The organism is Streptococcus chenjunshii (assembly GCF_003086355.1).
Classification (GTDB): domain Bacteria; phylum Bacillota; class Bacilli; order Lactobacillales; family Streptococcaceae; genus Streptococcus; species Streptococcus chenjunshii.
Map to the genome: position 1 here is coordinate 1,628,175 of NZ_CP031733.1, position 17,589 is coordinate 1,645,763.

The following is a 17,589-nucleotide window of genomic DNA, read 5'->3' on the forward strand; positions in this document are numbered from 1 at the left end:
GGCAGTTTATTACAAGTAGTTCTGTTCAGTAAATTGTTTTTCAATTTACAAGCCACATAAACAAGAAAAAGAAGCGGATTTTCGCTTCTTTTTCAATAATTATCAAGCCTTTATTTTCTCAGTTTTCTTGCCGGAAAAAACCAAACAAGAACAGCAATCAGCATAACCCCAAGAATAGGCAGAAGGTTATGACTGTCTTCGCCAGTACTAGGGAGAGTAGACTTTTTATTCTTTTTAACCTGTGACTGTGATGACGTGACAGCCAATGAAGGACTGCTTGTTGAAACAGAAGTCGCAGATGTGCTGTCAGATGTTGAGCTTGAACTTGTTGGGGCTGATTCCGAAGTTGTTACCGAACTTTCTGTCGTAGTCCCTTCTTCTGTTGTTACTGATTGTTCAGTTGTGGTACCAGCAGTTGTAGTCGGAGCTTCTGTGGTTGTGGCATTTTCTGTTGTCGTTTGCGTAGTAGTGGTTGTTGCTTCAAACTGTGCAGGAACAATCCGTGATGAGGCACTGCCATAAGCGGCTTCTATGCGAGCATAGCCTGTTTCTGTAGAATAGGCAACATTTTCACCAGAAACAGCGATACTGTTAGTCATGTCAGTGCCAACTGACTGCGCTGAAGTTAAACGCGTATCATAAGAAAGGAAAACCGCATTGTTACTGCTGCCTCCAATCGTATGCCTAAAGCCGTTTGTTTTGCCTAAATCATCAGTTGTATAGGTAATATCAGCCGAAAAATTATAGCTATACGGACGTGATGCAGCTTCCTCAAGGGAATCTACAGCATCTCCTTCAACATACTGAACCTGAACACCAAGCATTGTTTCCGGAAGCAATTCCTGACCTTCACCAAGAGTATCAGCGACTGTCAGGTTATCAACAGTACTCTGCTGACTGTTAATCAAAACGCGCCAGTGAATAATACTGGAATCAAGATCGTCTTGATAGCCTGTTTTAGTGATAACAGGACTGACAGGAACTACTGTATTTTCTTCAACAACTAACGGATAAACTACCCCTTCATAAGTAATATCAATCGGTGTATTGGTCGGAACCGTATCATGATTCACTTGTACATTGAAGTTTAAGGACATTTCCTTATCCAGCGGGAGTCTTTCAAAAATATCAGTAAAAGTAACGGTCACCTCACCTGTCTCAGAATTGATGACAGCCTGTCCTGCCGGATCGCCGCTGGCGTGCATCACGTCAAAAGGGATAGTAGTTGAAAAACGCAGCTGCTCAGGCAATTTAAGAGTCAGCGTATCCCCTTCTTTAATAGCCTGCTCGTCAGGGAAAGTGATGCGGTTACTGACTGCTAAGGGCTCCCAGTAACCTACCGTACTGTTTTCGGACAGCGATGTTCCGTTTTCTTTAGTTAAAGTAGCTGTATTAGTATAATTCGTAATCTGATCAGCCTTAACTGTTTGCGTCAATGAAAAGATTCCTACTAAAGCCGCTAAAACCGTAAATAAACTTAAAAGTTTTCGCTTCATTTTCATAGTTATTAAAAACCTCATTATTTAAAATATAGAATGTAACAATAACATCTATAACTGATATTTTAACATAGAAATAATGAAGAAACAATCTCTTCTACTGTTTCATAAACTTCATGTAACATTTGTAACCAAAATGTTTTGTGGTTCTAATAATCTAAAAATTGAATCATTTGCTCATTCAAACTATATGATTCAACTGCCCCTATTTTATCGATATGAAAGGGTAAAAAGCTGATTGCTAGGCGGATTCGATCTTACTTGCTGCTTGCTGTTTTTACAGATTTCTTAATGCTTTTTATAAAAAAACTCTGGAATTCAGCTGTTAAGCGATTTCCAAGAGTTTTTTTCTATAAAGATTCCAATGCTACTAAAGTAACTAAAGCTGCTTCATAATAATTTTCAGAAGAAAGCTTCGTCATGAAAACATATTTATTTTGCTGAACCAGTTTACGGTAATCAGCATCTCTGTTTGCTGCATAAAAAACCGGTGCTGCAAAGCTGGATGCCTGATACTGATTCAAAGGCTCACCTTCAAGCGAGTAACCCGCCTTAATACTGTCTTCCTCCATAAAGAAATCCAGCATTTTAGTTAGTATCTTTTGGCTCCTTTTATCCTTGCTCTGAGCTAAATTATACGGCAAACGGCAGGCATTGTAAGAATAGTCGCCGTCATTTTCCGTCGAAATATCATTGGGTGCTGCAGCGGTTACTTTGTCACCATCAACCCAAATAAAGTCGGGAATCAGACCTGTCTGATGCTGCTGACTGACTGTCTCCAGCTTAGCCAGCATAGAGTCTTTGATCTCTAACCACTCCTGATCGCCTGTCAAATCATAAAAAGCTTGGAATTGCGCCGGCAGTATATCCGACGTTCTTACAAGATTATGAAACTTCGTATCAGCAGCAGCCCAATTGCCGACAGTCAGGATTTTTTGTTCACTGTTATAATTATAAGTCAAAACATCCTGTAAGATAGCTTGGGCTTGCTTCTGATACTCGTCAGACTGATTCGGCCACTGCTGAGCTGCCTTAATTAAAGAGTAAGCAATATAAAGGTCGCCATCAGTAGCGTTATTCGCTTCATCGCTGACTTGATTTTGAACAACGGTCTGGCGCCAAGACATTAACTGAGTATCACCGTCTTTGTGAGACAGATAATAACGGTAAAGCTTTTCAAAATCTTCCTGTTCAGCCAAGCCATTTTCAGCTGCATCAACTGCAATAAGCATACCGTAGCCCTGTGCTTCAGATAAAACAATATCTTTATCCTTATCGGTAGTTGTTTTGATATAAGCATAGTCTTTCCCGCTTACCACAAAGTGCTGCTGCCATTCTTTATAGCTATTCTTCTGCAAAATACTTTTGCTGTCCTTTCTAGCGTAAAACATGACAGCTATCAAAGCCGCTATAGCCGCTGTAAACCAAATAAATCTAAATTTTGTTCGTTTCACGTTTTCTCCTAACCTGCAAATCGTTTTGTCTTGACCCACTTCGTTCCATCGCGCCGGAAGATTTTATCCAGCGTTACAGAAATAACGGAATCAATAGATACAATAATAAACAACTGTGCATAGGTGAAATAGGCAGCCAGAGCCAGCCAAACCTGTCTTACTGTAGCCTGTCCAAACTGAGTGGCTAAAGAAATATTAATTTGCAGAAGGTAAAGCAGAATCATTAATATCCAGTTAAACAGCATCAGTTGTGTAATGTAAATATTGCTTGAGTCAAAGGTAAAAGGAAGTCTTACATCCGGCACAAACAGATGAACTGCCATTGCAATAATATTAGCCAGAAAAACGAGATCGGACAAAATAATCGCTGCATTGAACCAAAAGAAAGTACAGGAATAATAAAAGACTTCCAGTTTTACTCGCCAATTGCTTCTATCAAAAAGGTGCTTAAAATTAGCAAGAACCACTTCATAATTACCTTTAGCCCAGCGTTTGCGCTGCATATAATAAGTCTTTACTGTCTCAGGTTCCTGCTGAAAAGCCTCAGAATTATATGCAAGGGCGATCAGTTTTCCGCTCTGCATAATTTTAAAAGAGATATCTGTGTCTTCCGTCAAGGCACCGTTGCGCCAGCCGCCGATACTTTTGACAAAATCGCTGTTGATGATAAAATTCGTCCCCGGAATACGGCCGATTTTAAAGAGGTGCCACATCCCAACATGCTGAATACGCTGAGTAACAACAATTTCCTGATTGATACAGCGTGTTAAAAAATTTTGCTTAGCATTGCGTGTTTTGTTACGTCCAAAAGCTGCTACATGCCGTTCAGGATCCTCTAAAACCTTTTTAACTAAAAAATACAGAGCATTTTTTTCAGGCATGGCATCAGCATCGTAAACGCAGATATAGTCACCTTTGGCCATTTTTAAAGCGTCATTAAGGACACCGGCTTTTCCGCCTGTCCCTTTGCGGTCAATAATGGTGATATCTCTGCCAGCGTATTGAGGCAGTGCTTCTACTTTCAGACATTCTGAGTAGGTATTGTCATCACAGTTATCAGCAAATAACAAAAGTTCTACTTTATCATGCGGATAGTTCATGTCTAAAATAGCGCTGGCTGTCTGAGCAATGACGACATCTTCATTATGAGCCGGAACAACAATTGTCACCATAGGATACTCTTCTAAAGGATCAGTGTTAACCTTGAAATTACTGTGTTTCAGCCAAAAATGTGTTGCTGATGATAAGGTCATCAGGCTCCATGCCAGCGAAAACCAGATTGAAACCAGCGTTATTATCATAATAATCTGACTAATCATGTTTAACCACCTTAAAATTTCTATTGACTTTATTAAAAATGACCAGATAACAAATGAATAAAATCAGAAAACAGCTTGCAAAGAATAAACTCAGCACTAAGGCAAAAATGAAGAAAATATTTGTTAACATAGGACTCCTTCTCAATACTCAACGATGATATCTGTCTCCAGCTGTCTGAGCAAATTATTTAAGACATCATCAAGATCTCGATATTCTTGCAGGTTAGCTTTATTAATCAAGATATAGCCTCCCTGATACTGAATCTCGTGAAGGCTCTTACTGTTTCGAAAATGCAGGGTCGCCAGTTCAGGCAAAACCTGCTGCTGAAAAAACGTCCGGAAGTCCAGACTGCTGTCAGACGACAGAATAATAAAATCTCCGTCTGATAAATAAAAAATCTTCGAATCGTAATTGCAATATTTATATAAAGCCATTTTAATTCGTTTTAACATCCGGCGGAATTCTTTAGAATGAATTTGTTCAAAATAATCATTATGGGCCCAGTGCAAAAGGTAAAGCTGCAACTCTGCTTCACTTTCAGTTTCGATCATTTCTGTGTAATCCCGATAGTAATCATAGGCCTTCTGTGTTTCATCTTTGACTTTAGATAAACGCAAATGATGCTGATAGGCCAGCCGCTTAGTCAGCCCCAGAATAAGAGGAAAAGTGGCTGCGAGCAGAAATCTTTGGTAAAACGGAATGTAGACAACACCGGCAACCAAGATGATAGTCGAAAGAGCGAGTGAAAATAAGACCAGCCAAGTCACCATCATATCGCTGAGAAAAACAGCGCTCAGCAAGGCAAGAATCAGTAAAATCAAAATTTCATATAAAAAGCCATCAGCAAGAGCAAAAGTAAAGATAATAAGCGCTGCGCTCAGCAAAATGAGACCAAGTGTTTCTAAAACGAGGTATTTCTTTTGATACATTATGACTCCTTTATCCCAAAATCAGCAGGTCTCTCATCTGACAAGCCAAAATAATATGCAATAGCCTGAGCAATACGGATAGCGCCTTTTCCATCACCATAGGGATTAGAGGCCTGTGCCATTTGCTTATAGCTGTCTGAATTTGTCAGCAGCTCTGTTGCAGCTTTTTTGATGTCAGCAGGTTTTGTTCCAACAAGTTTTAAAGTACCTGCTGCAACACCCTCAGGACGCTCTGTTGTATCACGCAGGACAAGGACAGGCTTGCCCAGAGAAGGTGCTTCTTCCTGCACACCGCCCGAATCTGACATAATAAAATAGCTTCTGGCAGCAAAATTATGAAAATCAACAACATCTAAAGGGGGAATAAGATGAATACGGTCGTGATGGCTGAGAACGGCTTCTGCTGTTTTCTGAACTGCCGGACTGAGATGAACAGGATAAACAATACTGATATCGTCACGGCTGTCTGCGATTTCTTTTAATGTTTTAAACACCTGCCGCATGGGCTCTCCCTGGTTTTCACGCCGATGCATGGTGACTAAAATCATTTTACGATTAGAAGGCCAGCTGTCCAAAAGCTGATGCCGGTAATCCTTTCTAACTGTCAGACTTAAAACATCAATTGCAGTGTTGCCCGTCACAAAAATATTTTCTTCAGCATGATTTTCTTTCAGCAAATGATGCTTGCTCTCCTCTGTAGGAGCAAAATAAAGATCTGCCAAAACATCTGTCAGCTGTCTGTTCATTTCCTCAGGGAAAGGAGAGTATTTATTCCACGTTCTGAGGCCCGCCTCAACATGGCCTACCTTAATTTGATTGTAAAATGCTGCTGCTGCAGCCGCAAAAGTAGTTGTCGTGTCACCGTGGACAAGAACCAAATCCGGCCGGCTCTCTTTTAAAATAGGATCTAATTTTATAAGAATATTAGCAGTAATATCAGTTAAGCCCTGATTGGCTTTCATAATATCCAAATCATAGTCGGCTGTAATAGCAAACGTCTTTAAAATCTGATCCAGCATTTGCCGGTGCTGGCCGGTAACTACTGTGACAACTTCAAATAAATCTGCCTGCTTTTTTAACTGATGAACAAGAGGAGCCATCTTAATCGCTTCCGGTCTTGTCCCAAAAACGAGCATTACCTTCACTTTTTTCATAGTCTTACGAGATTGTTCCTTACAAATTAATAGTCAATTTTACACTTTGATTAATTTATTACTTAATAAAAACACCTTAATAATCAAAGATCAAAAAGCACTTTGGTGATTATCTCACAGAAATATTAAAAATAAATGATTCTTATATTTCTAGTCAGTTAAAAAAACACCTTTGCTCTCTTAGATTTATTTGTTTGCAAAAACCCTTATATAACAAAGGTTTACGGCTTTATTACTCAGTTTTCTGTCATACGTTTGTAATATTTCGCCTCATTCCATGAGAAAGAAGAAATTTTAGCAGTCTTTTTTTACAAAATAAAACGAAAACTCCTTAAATTGCTGGTAAACAACATTTAAGGAGTTAAAAAAATATAAAGACCGTCAAAACGCAAAGAGAAAATAGGAGTCTGATCGCCGACTCAAGGGAAGGCTGTACTCACAGATCAGTCACACTCGTAAGCCGCTAACGCTTCCAACGATGGCGTCTCTTTTTCTCACAGCTTTAGGCCATGTTCAGTTCATAAGATACAAGCGCCGTTCAAAAATCTGTATAAAAATGGCGGTAAGGCAGAAATCTTAGATTTCGTAGGCCACCCCTGCCAGAGGTGCGGTCGGCCGGCAAGATGGCAGCTACAAATAACAGTAAGCTGCCTGTGTTTCATGCAATTGTGTTTCCTGCTGCAAAAGTTCTGTTATAATTCTATTTGCAGAAATTTACATTTTTGGGCAGCTTTGAAGGCATGAAGCTGCTGAGGCTGAATGACCAGCAAATCCTGAGCAGTTAATTTTTGAGGAGCTTCATCATCGCCCATCGTGACTTCTAAACAGCCCGCTAAAACCTGAATAAGCTTTGTCTGCGGACTCTGTTCACCGCTGATTGTTTCCTCTTTATCCATGGCATAAATCATTATCGGAGCTGTAAGACCAAGTTTTTTCGATAAGGAGCGGCTGGTGATTTGAGCATCGTGGTAATCAACCATCTGATTAAGATTTATTTTCATTGTCAGTCCTCTTTTTTACAACAGTAAGCAACATTTGAAAAGCTTCTTGTGCGTACAGAGAGTGCGGGATATTTGCTGGCATAATAAGCGTTTCGCCCGCCGCAACTAAAAATTCTTCCTAATCGATTGTAATTTTAGCTTCGCCGCTTAAAATATTGACCATTGCATCTCCCGTTGCTGTATGGCGTCCAATTTCCTGCCCCTTGTCCAGCGAAAATACAGTAATCCCTAAATCTTTGCGCTGAACTAAGGTCCGGGACAATATTTGTTCTTCTTCTATAGGAACCTCTTTTCTTAAATCGAGAACTTGCGCATGTTTAATTTTTTCAATGTAGGCCATAACCTCTCTCCTTTCGCTTTTGCGATGCATATGCAACAGTATATAAATGTTTGTATTTTTTACTGAAAAATAACATATTTAGGTAAAGAACTAAAAAGGGACGCCAGATGAGTGGTATTATAGTCTATAGTCCATACCAGAAATTATTTTATCATATTTTTTGACTGTCTAAGCCAGAAAAAGAGTAAGAAAACTTCCTTACCCTTTATCCTGATCACAGTTATAGTCAAAATTGATTAACACATACTGCAAAAGAAGCAGCCTCCTTCAAAAATGCAGATTTTAAAGATTTTTCTTCTTTTTTGGTTTTTTAGTTAATGAAAGATCAATGCGGTTAACACTGTGAAGCAGTTGATTAGTGAGAGAATAATCATCAACTCCGGACTTCAAATCAACTTCGTAATCCAAACGCAGGTAGCTTCCCTCTTTAGAGCTGCTGACAGAAATTAAATCTGAGCTGCTGCAGCTGTTTTTCAGTATTGTACTGATACGCATCTCTTCTTCCTTTTCTTTAGGCACTTCCACTGTGAGATAGCGCCGTGTTTGCTGACTGTTAAAAAGGGAGAATTTTTCCATAAGCCGCCAGATAATAAGAAAAACCAAAGTTGATAAAAGGGCTAACAAAAGATATCCCATACCGACTGTCAAACCGACAGCCATTGATAGAAAGAGAGACAGCAGTTCTCTTGACCCTCCAGCAGCCGAGCGAAAGCGCACTAAGCTGAAAGTTCCTGCGACGGCTACACTGGTTCCTAAGCTGCCGTTGACCAGAAAAATGATTAAACTGATGATACTTGGAAGCAGGATCAAAGTGACCACAAATTCTTTTGTGTAGAAGGTCCGGTATTTGTAAACCCAAGCGAGAGCCGCACCTAAAATGAGACTGGTCATCAAAGATAAGAACAGCATTTTGGGTTCAACTGCTGCTGTCGTTTGCGTATAAACGCTGTCAAATAATTCTGTCATTGTTGCTTTCCTTTCTTACTGCTCCTGTACTAAGCCTGATTGATATAAGATAAAGCGCGGATAAGAAAACAGCTCCTTCACCAAACAGGCAACAATATCAAAAAACATAATAAAAGCAGCCGTTTATTTTGATAAACATCTGTCTTCAGCCTACTGTAAAATCCCTTGCGACTTGCGATAAGCGGTTCCGTATTTAGAAAAGGAAGTCGGTTCAAGCTCATATTTTTTTATAATCTCTTGAAGCCAGACTGGCTGTTCTCCCGGTGCCTTAATTTCCATGATAACTTTCCCTTCGCCTACTAAATCTCTGCCATAGCGGTCTTCCAGCATCGTTACATCATAATCCCGGTAAATCAGATTCTGGTCAATTGTTACCCGAACCTTTGTCTGCGGATAGCCTTCAAGAGAATGTTTTTCTTTCAAAGAATAGCGTTCATAGTAAATATACATTTTAGGACTTAGGGCAGTATAACGCTTTTTTAATGAAGTTAATTCATCAATCAGTTCCTTATCATCAACAGTGGCATTGGTAGTTCTGCCGTTTTCCATAAACTGAAGAACTGACTGCAAATCCGAAGCAATTCGGTATTTATGGCCGACTCCCTCCTTATCTTTTTTCTTCAGTTCCAGAAAAACGCGGCTATTCGCTGTCGGATGCGCAACGTAAGTACGCATCCGAACTTTTTCACGGCCGTTTTTTCTGTCAATTGAATCTCGTATCACTTGAAAATCCTGATTGTCAAAATAAATATTTGTAATAGTCGATCTCGGAAAATCATCCTCTGCCAAATACTCTTTTAAATCCGCCAGCAGAGCTGATAACTCTTCAGCTGCTACAATATACTTGGTTTCGATACGTTTAAAACTGGTTTCAAATTCTCTAACCATCTTTATATTCCTCTGTTTCTAATATCATATTACTTTTAAAAGTAAATCAAACATTAAACTCATTTTGTTAATGAAATCATGTTTATTAGAATACAGTCTTTTCCTTATTTTTTTATTAAACAAAAAAAACAGTTAGATAACTGTCTTTTACAATTTAGTTAAGGACAATCACCTTGCCCAAACCTGAGCTGCTTTCCAGGTAACTGTGGGCTTCGGCAATCTGTTCCAGAGAAAAAATTTTCTCAGGACGGGTATCAACATGATAATCAGATACGTAGTCAAGAAGATCCTGTATTTTCTTTTGGCTGACGTTACCGGAATAAAAACTGGTCAAGTAACTATTATTTTTGAGCTCCATAATAGGATCGAACTCTTCCAGATACCATTTGCCGCCGAGCTGACCGTTAGAGCAGACAATTCCGTGTTCCTTGATATGATCAAAAGAATTTTTTACTGATGCCGGTCCAACCAATTCTAAGATTTTATCAAACATTTTATCTGTCTGCAGCCTGTTTTGCTGATCTAAAATAACCCCATCAAAACCTTTCTCCAGAAGTTCAGGCTCTTTCGATAAACTGCGGCTGCTGCCATAAACGTGGTTTTGCGGAAATCTAGCTTTAATTAATCTCAGCATAGCAATCCCCACACCGGAAGCAGCCCCCCGAACCAGAGTGACATCTCCAGCTTGGATTTGCAGATTTTTAAAAGCACCGTAAGCGGTATAATAGGTTTCCGGCAAAGCAACCAGCTGTTCCAGCGGGAGCCGGCTCTCTATTGGGTAAATCTGATTATTGGGGAGCAGTGTATATTCTGCATAAGAACCATCAAAATCCCTCCCCATCTCTCCCATAATGGAGATAATCCTTTGCCCAACTTGAAATTGGGGGGCTGTACTCTCAACGATTTCACCAACACACTCAATACCTAAAATACGCGGGAAGGAGACACTGGGAGACAGACCCTGTCTTGTGAAAATTTCAGAATGATTGAGACCAAACCCCAAGACTTTAATCAGGCTCCAGCCCTCCTTAAGCTGTGGTTTGCTCCTTTCCTCTATTGTAAGCACTTGTGGGCCTCCAGCCTGATAAACAACTGCTGCTTTCATAGGACACTATCCTTTCCTCGTTTTTCTTTCATTTTACATCAAACGACAGAAAAAAACCACTAAAGATCAAGCTGAGAAACTTCTTGGACAAGTTTTATTTCAAAACAACTCTAAGATAAAAGCTTGCCAACTATGTCTTTAAACTTAAAACACAGAAGCTGGCTGACCGTCTTCTAAGAAAAGAATGACGGTTAAACTAATAAACAAATCACTATACCAAACTAATCACTTATAAATTGGGAGTTGACAAAAATCGGTAAATCATCATTTTATGACAATTTACCGATTTTTGTCCTATTCTCCTTCTTATTCTGCTCTCAGGCAAAATAACTTGTGTTTATTGGCTTAATGAGCTATAATTTCTTGAGCAATTTCCCGTCCGCTCAGATCGGCTGGATAATAAGTCGGCCAATTCTCCAGTTCTTCCAGGAGTTTCTTTTGACTTTCTCCGCCCCAGTACAAGTGGAAATGCTCTGCTTTTTGTGAGGAAATCCCATGGTCGCTGAACTGCACGTATTTGAATTCTCCTGCATTATCATCCGTCGCTTCAAAAAGGTAACGCACTCCTCTGTTTCCTTTTTTATAGGTTAAAATTTCATATCCCTTATATTTATAGGTATAAGTGTGCTCCTGACCGTTTTGAACAAAACTGATTGTTTTTTTCTTACCGTTAATTGTTATTTTTTCAACATCTGTTTGGTAGCCGGTTGTATAGTAAGATTTATATTCTTCCGCCGACATATCCTTATTGGCTTTAGCTTTATACTCCCAGACTTCATCCAGTGTTCCGTCTGTCAAATACGGATAGACTGACTGCCACTCACCGCTCCAGTCTTTAAGGGAGCGATCTGTCACATCAGCATCATCGAAATAACCGTTAGCTGCTGTTTTGCTCGTGTCGGTTTCTGCCTTGATTGTTTTTCCTGAAACATCTGTTGTCAAGCGCAGAGCTTTCAGGTTGGCTTCCATGATAGAAAAGTAATCTTCTCCGGCTTTAATCTGCTTTTTGCTTAAATTTTCCAGCGGATTAAGCACTTGTGTTGTTACTCCTGCCTCATCTGCCAATGTCTTAGCAACCTTGCTTGAAGCATTTTCTTCAAAGTAAATATATTTAATATCGTATTTTTTAACATATTTTACCAGACTGGCCAAACGTTTAGCACTGGGCTCTGTTTCAGCAGAGACACCAGTAATCGGAATCTGCTCCAAGCCATAGTCCAATGCTAAATAGCCAAAGGCTGCATGCTGGGTTACAAAACTTTTCTGCTTAGCTTGTGACAGAGCCTCTGTGTAGGTTTGATCCAGTTGATTGAGCTTTTCAATATAAGCTGCAGCATTTTCTGTAAACACAGCACTTTTATCAGGATATTTTTGAATCAAACCATCACGGATATGCTCGACTAGTGTCACAGCTCGTTTAGGTGAAAGCCAGACGTGGGGATCATAAGCATGAGAATGTCCTTCATGGCCTTCTTCTTCACTTTCCTCACTGCCAGCCATAAGCAGCATATCACCGGTTGCTTTGATAGCTGTCTGCTCATCCAAATTCAAAGATTTTTTGATATCCGGGACCCATGTTTCCATATTATCATCCAGATAAACAAAAGCATCTGCATCAGAAATTGTCCTGATATTTTTGGTTGTCGGTTCAAAATCATGAGGTTCTGTTCCAGCCTTAATCAGCATGCTGACTTTTCCTTCATCTCCTACAACCGCTTTAGTGAACTCGTGAACAGGGTAAAAGGTGGTCACAACATCAAGTTTATCATCTGCAAAGACCTGTCTGCTTAGCAGTGCGAAACCAAGCATGAACAAACTGACCAAACTAAGTAACCATACCAATTGCTTCTTCATATTGCCTCCTTATTATTAACTGGTTAATTATTTACCAGTTAAGTATATCATAACTTTTCTGATTTGTCACTATTTTTTTTAAATCTTATATCAGCAGTCTTTTTTATGACTTTAGCTGTCTCATTTTCCAAATCAAATAAATGAACCAGCTATATTCACTGCCAATGTAAAAAAGCTGCCTCAGCAGCAATGAAAATACATATCTTAGTGCTACCGGGAACAAGAAAGAGAGCACTCTCAGTCTCACTATAGGTCCTGAATAACAGTGTCTTAATATCCAACTATGTTCCTTTTAGCAACAGTTTTAAGTGCGGTAATACCTCAAATCAGCTTAGTCTTTATCAAATAGCCAAAATGGCATGATTGGTCAGCACTCGTAAAGTTCTTTCCTAAATTTTTCTAAAAAGATGGGTTATATGACAAACACAATATCAAACTATTGATGTTGATAAGGTTTAAGCTTCTGCACTTCCAGTCGTAGTCCGGATCATCTCCTATGAAAAAGTCAGCACCAATCCAGAAAAAGAAGGGGGAAAACTGATACCTTATAAATGACAATTTTGCCCCACTCTCCAGATACAAACGCCAATCAGCTTATTTGCAGCTGGCAGTTAAACCAATCTGTAGTTTTTTTCAGTCGCTTGCAGAAAAATGGTTGGTCATAAGATTGCTGGCTCGAAAAAGAACCTGATTTAGCAAATCTTGAGTCGCTTCTTCAACAAAGTCACTCATTGCTTGATTCTCAGCCTCAAAATCTATGCTTCCATCTTTTGCCAAAGCGCAATCAACCCGATTAAGCATAGCATGCCCCTGTGCCATTGTTTTTTCAACATAAGCCATAATATCATCTTCATGCTGCTGGAAATGACTGTCAGCAAGGGCTGCAATCAGCCGGTTAGCCCAATAAAAACTGTCTGTTGATACCTCAGCTTTTGTTTCTGCAAAGTAAGCAGGTGTTTTGCTGACCTGTGTAAAGAAAGGGACTATAGTGGCAAAAGGCATTGATCCGTAAGCCAGCCATTGGATGCCCCTCGTTTCTTTGGGCTGGTCAGGCCGTATTTGCAGGATGGCTGTCTGACTTGTCCGATTAATCCCAATAGGACGAAAACGGTGCCGGCTTGTCTGATCACCTGTAAGGCCGTAAGGGTCATAAACTGTATCTTGATAATGATTGCTTAAGACATATTTTATGTCTTCTATGGTTATTTTACGGTAGGGTTTTTGACACCAAGGCTGGAAAAATGACTGCGGATCCTGCTGCAAATCAGGATTTAGAAAACGCTGAATAGCCCATGAACGCGGGGTGTTATAGCGGCGGTCTTTATCGCTTTGGCTGCCAAAAGCATAGCGCGGGTTAAAATGTTCATGGTTGTAGGTTAAATCTAAATGATGTTCTTCAATAAAATGCCGCAGATCACTGGCATAGAGGTAATCATTGGGATTATTAAATTCGAAATAATCAATCCCAAGCTGATTAGGATTTGTGACATAGGTATCATCTGGAACACGGCGGGCAATCCAGCGGTGTCCGCCAACAGTTTCCAGCCACCAGATTTCATCGGAATCAGCAAAAGCCACCCCATTAGCTTCATAGGTTCCATATTGCTCAAGCAAGGCTCCTAAGCGCTCAACTCCTTCTCTTGCAGAACGGATATAAGGCAGAACAAGAGTCAGCATATCTTCTTCACCAATACCTGATGCAACCAGCGGATCCGCTCCAAGAACACGCGCATTGCTGGTAATTGTCTCAGTTGCGCTCATAGCAACATTGGCTTCATTAATTCCTGCTTCTCCCCAAATGCCTTCATCAGGCAGAGCATTAGGGACAGAGGTATAGCTTAAAGCCTGACTGGGCAGTGTCAGCCTGAATGATGATAAAACTGATCTATATTCATTAGGCTGTTCCTTTGGCTGAATGACTTTAAATGCTTTCGGACAAAAACTGCCGTTTTGTGAATCCTCTGTTCTGGCAATCATGGCTGAACCATCATAACTTGCTTTTTTCCCAACTAAAACTGTTGTACAGCCCATTGTTTTCTCCTTTTATTATTTTATTTTCTACTAGCTGTTCCTGCTGAAATCAAAGCAAGACAGCACTTGGTCTACTGTTTTCTTTTTTACTGATAAACTTTTAATTTGGCAGAAATTAAGAGCTTATTTCACCTTCTAGTCTAAATGGAATAGTGAGAACTGCTTAAAACTATGAGAGCCTTAACAAATCTATTGACAACAACAAACAAGCAGAACAGGCTTTCAGGCTGCAGCTGAAAGATATCACAAGTCAGCTGCAATACTGTTAATTTTACGCAGACGGTGATTAACACCGCTTTTGCTTAAAGGCGTATCAAGCCTGTCGGCAATCTCCTGCAGAGAATAATCCGGATGTTCCAGCCTGATTTGGGCAACCTGTCTAAGCTCAGAAGGGAGAGCATCAAAACCGATGGTTTCTTTAATTTTAGTGATATTGCTGATTGTCTTCATACTGGCTGTAACAGTCTTGGCTATATTGGCCATCTCTGCATTATTAGCACGGTTCAAATCATTGCGTGTTTCCCTTAATAGTTTAGTCTCCTCAAAAGCCTGTTTCGCCTTCATCGCACCGACAAGAATGAAAAAATCCATAATATCCTCTGCCTTTTGCAGATAGGTCACAGCCCCGTTTTTACGTTTAATGACTTTGGCATCTAACATAAACTTGCGCAGTAGATTCGCTAAATCCTCTGCATGGTCCTGATAAACCGAAAATATTTCCAGCTGGTACTTTCCTGATTCGGGATCTCGAACAGTACCTGCGGCAAGAAATACACCCCGCAAGTAAAAACGCCCAGCTTCATCATCATCCAAAATATGCTGCTCAATTCCAGTCGCATGACCAAAAAATGAGTCTGCCAATTGCAGATCTGATAAAATTTCTGCAACATGCTGGGATAAGAATACTGTGTAAACACGGTTTTTGCGTAAATTTGTTTTTTGATGATACCTGACTTCAGGTGCTGTATGGTAAATGGCTTCTGTAAGAGCATAGATATGGCGTGCAATTTTAGCATTTTCAGTTGTTATTGACAAACTGAGAGTCTGACTGGCCAAACTGAGGCTGCCCGACATTTTTATGATAGCCGACAGTTCGCTTTTATCACTGGCCTGCAGATTCAAAATCTCTTCCTTCACTTTTCTCGTAAAACTCATGGTTTTCCAGTCCTTACCAAATTCATCAGCTCTTCTACAACAGATTTTCCGTCATGAAAGGCACCGCCATTTTCTAAGCGTAAAAAATCAGAAGAAATCACGCGTTTTACTGCTCGGCACAGCCCTTGAAAATCGTGGGCAACCTGAACCAAGGATTCATCAAATTTGTTTGAATCCATATAATCCTGAGGCACTTTTTCAACATTGACTAAAACGGTATCAATAACATCCTTTCCTAAATGCCTGTTAAGAACAGCTACGTGATCAGCATCTGTAAAATGCTCTGTTTCACCGTACTGGGTCATAATATTGCAGACATAGGCTACTTCTGCCGGCGTATCCACGAGCGCCTGCCTAATCTCAGGGATAACTAAATTAGGTAATATCGACGTAAAGAGTGATCCCGGACCAAGAACTATCATATCACTCTGCATGATGGCCTGCACAACTTTGCGGCTGGCCTTAGGAACTTCATCATTGTAGGTATTAGTTACGTAAACATGGTCAATCATTCCCTGATAATCAGCAATCTGGCTTTCTCCAACCACTTCATGGCCATCCTGAAAGACGGCATGCAGAGTTAAAACCTGCTCGCTTGAAGGATATATTTTGCCGGTTATATGGAAGAATTTTGTCAGAAGCTGGATAGCGTTGTAGGTTGAGCCCTGCATCTCAGAAATACCGGCAATAATGAGATTGCCTAAGGGGTGGCCGGCTAAAGCCCCATCCTGTTCTTTAAACCGGTACTGAAAAACTTTTTCATAGAATTTGGGCATATCACTCATCGCAACTAACACATTGCGCAAGTCTCCCGGCGGTGTTACCTGCATGGCAGACCGTATCTCTCCCGATGACCCCCCGTCATCTGCCACTGTCACAACAGCGGTAATATCTACATCTTCCAAACGAAGGCTGTTAAGGATTACCGGAATACCAGTTCCGCCTCCAATAACAGTTATCTTAGGCTTTTTCATGAGCGGTTCACAGTCTCCTTACGGCGGTTTTTATCACGGTGGCTTTCATTGACCGTCCAATTTGCTTTAAGTTCTTCCGCTAAACGGTGGGCAAAAGCCACACTGCGATGCTGCCCGCCCGTACAGCCGACAGCAATTGTTAAAATAGATTTTCCTTCTTTTTGATAAGCCGGAAGAATAGGAACAAGCATATTCAGCAAGTGCTGATAGAAGCTTTCTGAAGCACCATGGTTCATAACATAATCAAAAACCTTCTGATCTAAACCCGTTAATTCCCGCATTTGCGGATCATAATAAGGGTTTGGCAAAAAGCGGACATCAAAAACTAAATCTGCATCCAAAGGCAGGCCATACTTGAAACCAAAACTCATGACTTCAATACGGAAAGCGGACTGATTATTGTCACCGGAAAACTGATCAGTAATCGTTTTTCTCAGTTCCCGAGGGGTTAAATCTGTTGTATCCACAACATTCTGACTTAAATTTTTCAAAGGTGCCAGCAGCTCACGTTCCAGCTTAATCCCGTCCATGACACGGCCGGCGGGAGCGAGTGGATGGCTGCGGCGTGTTTCTTTATAACGGGAAACCAGCTCACTGTCTGTAGCATCTAAGAAAAGAATGCGCAAATCCACAGCTGAGTTCAGCTCAATTTCATCTAAAATCTTCTGCAGCTCTTTAAAGAAATGGCGGCTGCGCATATCGACGACCAAAGCGACCTTGTCATTATCATCACTCGTTTCAGCCAGCTCTAAAAATTTAGGAACCAGTGCCGGCGGCATATTATCAATTGTAAAGTAACCCAAATCTTCAAAAGACTGGATAGCTACTGTTTTACCAGCACCGCTCATTCCTGTGACAATGACAAGACTGGTTTTATTATCAAGCATATCTTACTCCTTATTTTTTTCTGTAAACTTCT

General features: G+C 40.3%; 14 protein-coding genes and 1 pseudogene. All 15 read right to left on the reverse strand.

Annotated features, from left to right (window positions below):
* Nucleotides 1-110: 110 nt before the first annotated feature.
* Nucleotides 111-1,502 carry a collagen binding domain-containing protein gene (locus tag DDV21_RS07810; RefSeq protein WP_116877763.1) on the reverse strand — a complete coding sequence of 464 codons (1,392 nt, stop codon included), beginning with the start codon at nucleotides 1,500-1,502 and terminating at the stop codon, nucleotides 111-113.
* A gap of 347 nt (nucleotides 1,503-1,849) precedes the next feature.
* Entirely contained in the window at nucleotides 1,850-2,953 is a 1,104-nt protein-coding gene (locus DDV21_RS07815) for a family 8 glycosyl hydrolase (RefSeq protein WP_116877764.1), read from the reverse strand.
* Between the two features lie 8 nt (nucleotides 2,954-2,961).
* Nucleotides 2,962-4,272 (reverse strand): glycosyltransferase family 2 protein, encoded by a 1,311-nt coding sequence (locus DDV21_RS07820; protein WP_116877765.1) that lies wholly within the window; start codon nucleotides 4,270-4,272, stop codon nucleotides 2,962-2,964.
* A gap of 141 nt (nucleotides 4,273-4,413) precedes the next feature.
* On the reverse strand, nucleotides 4,414-5,202 hold the full coding sequence (locus DDV21_RS07825) for a hypothetical protein (RefSeq protein WP_116877766.1): 789 nt from the start codon (nucleotides 5,200-5,202) through the stop codon (nucleotides 4,414-4,416).
* A complete protein-coding gene (gene wecB / locus DDV21_RS07830) occupies nucleotides 5,202-6,356 on the reverse strand; it encodes a non-hydrolyzing UDP-N-acetylglucosamine 2-epimerase (protein ID WP_116877767.1) in 1,155 nt (384 codons plus the stop codon). The genes DDV21_RS07825 and wecB overlap by 1 nt, the downstream gene beginning before the upstream one ends.
* 692 nt (nucleotides 6,357-7,048) lie before the next feature.
* On the reverse strand, nucleotides 7,049-7,357 hold the full coding sequence (locus DDV21_RS07835; protein WP_116877768.1) for a cupin domain-containing protein: 309 nt from the start codon (nucleotides 7,355-7,357) through the stop codon (nucleotides 7,049-7,051).
* Nucleotides 7,341-7,697, reverse strand: a pseudogene (locus tag DDV21_RS07840) (cupin domain-containing protein). Before DDV21_RS07840 ends, DDV21_RS07835 begins: the two are co-directional and overlap by 17 nt.
* Before the next feature lie 282 nt (nucleotides 7,698-7,979).
* A complete protein-coding gene (locus tag DDV21_RS07845; protein WP_116877769.1) occupies nucleotides 7,980-8,663 on the reverse strand; it encodes a DUF4956 domain-containing protein in 684 nt (227 codons plus the stop codon).
* Between the two features lie 150 nt (nucleotides 8,664-8,813).
* Nucleotides 8,814-9,551 carry a polyphosphate polymerase domain-containing protein gene (locus DDV21_RS07850; protein WP_116877770.1) on the reverse strand — a complete coding sequence of 246 codons (738 nt, stop codon included), beginning with the start codon at nucleotides 9,549-9,551 and terminating at the stop codon, nucleotides 8,814-8,816.
* Nucleotides 9,552-9,705: 154 nt separating this feature from the next.
* Nucleotides 9,706-10,656, reverse strand: coding sequence for a zinc-binding alcohol dehydrogenase family protein (locus tag DDV21_RS07855; protein WP_116877771.1), 951 nt, complete (start codon nucleotides 10,654-10,656; stop codon nucleotides 9,706-9,708).
* A 345-nt stretch (nucleotides 10,657-11,001) separates the two neighbouring features.
* Entirely contained in the window at nucleotides 11,002-12,510 is a 1,509-nt protein-coding gene (locus DDV21_RS07860) for a zinc ABC transporter substrate-binding protein AdcA (RefSeq protein ID WP_116877772.1), read from the reverse strand.
* 633 nt (nucleotides 12,511-13,143) lie between these two features.
* Nucleotides 13,144-14,541, reverse strand: coding sequence for a C69 family dipeptidase (locus tag DDV21_RS07865; protein WP_116877773.1), 1,398 nt, complete (start codon nucleotides 14,539-14,541; stop codon nucleotides 13,144-13,146).
* A gap of 243 nt (nucleotides 14,542-14,784) precedes the next feature.
* Nucleotides 14,785-15,696, reverse strand: a complete 912-nt coding sequence (gene whiA, locus DDV21_RS07870; protein ID WP_116877774.1) for a DNA-binding protein WhiA — start codon at nucleotides 15,694-15,696, stop codon at nucleotides 14,785-14,787.
* Nucleotides 15,693-16,670, reverse strand: a complete 978-nt coding sequence (locus DDV21_RS07875; protein WP_116877775.1) for a YvcK family protein — start codon at nucleotides 16,668-16,670, stop codon at nucleotides 15,693-15,695. The genes whiA and DDV21_RS07875 overlap by 4 nt, the downstream gene beginning before the upstream one ends.
* On the reverse strand, nucleotides 16,667-17,557 hold the full coding sequence (gene rapZ, locus DDV21_RS07880) for an RNase adapter RapZ (protein ID WP_116877776.1): 891 nt from the start codon (nucleotides 17,555-17,557) through the stop codon (nucleotides 16,667-16,669). The genes DDV21_RS07875 and rapZ overlap by 4 nt, the downstream gene beginning before the upstream one ends.
* Nucleotides 17,558-17,589: the final 32 nt, after the last annotated feature.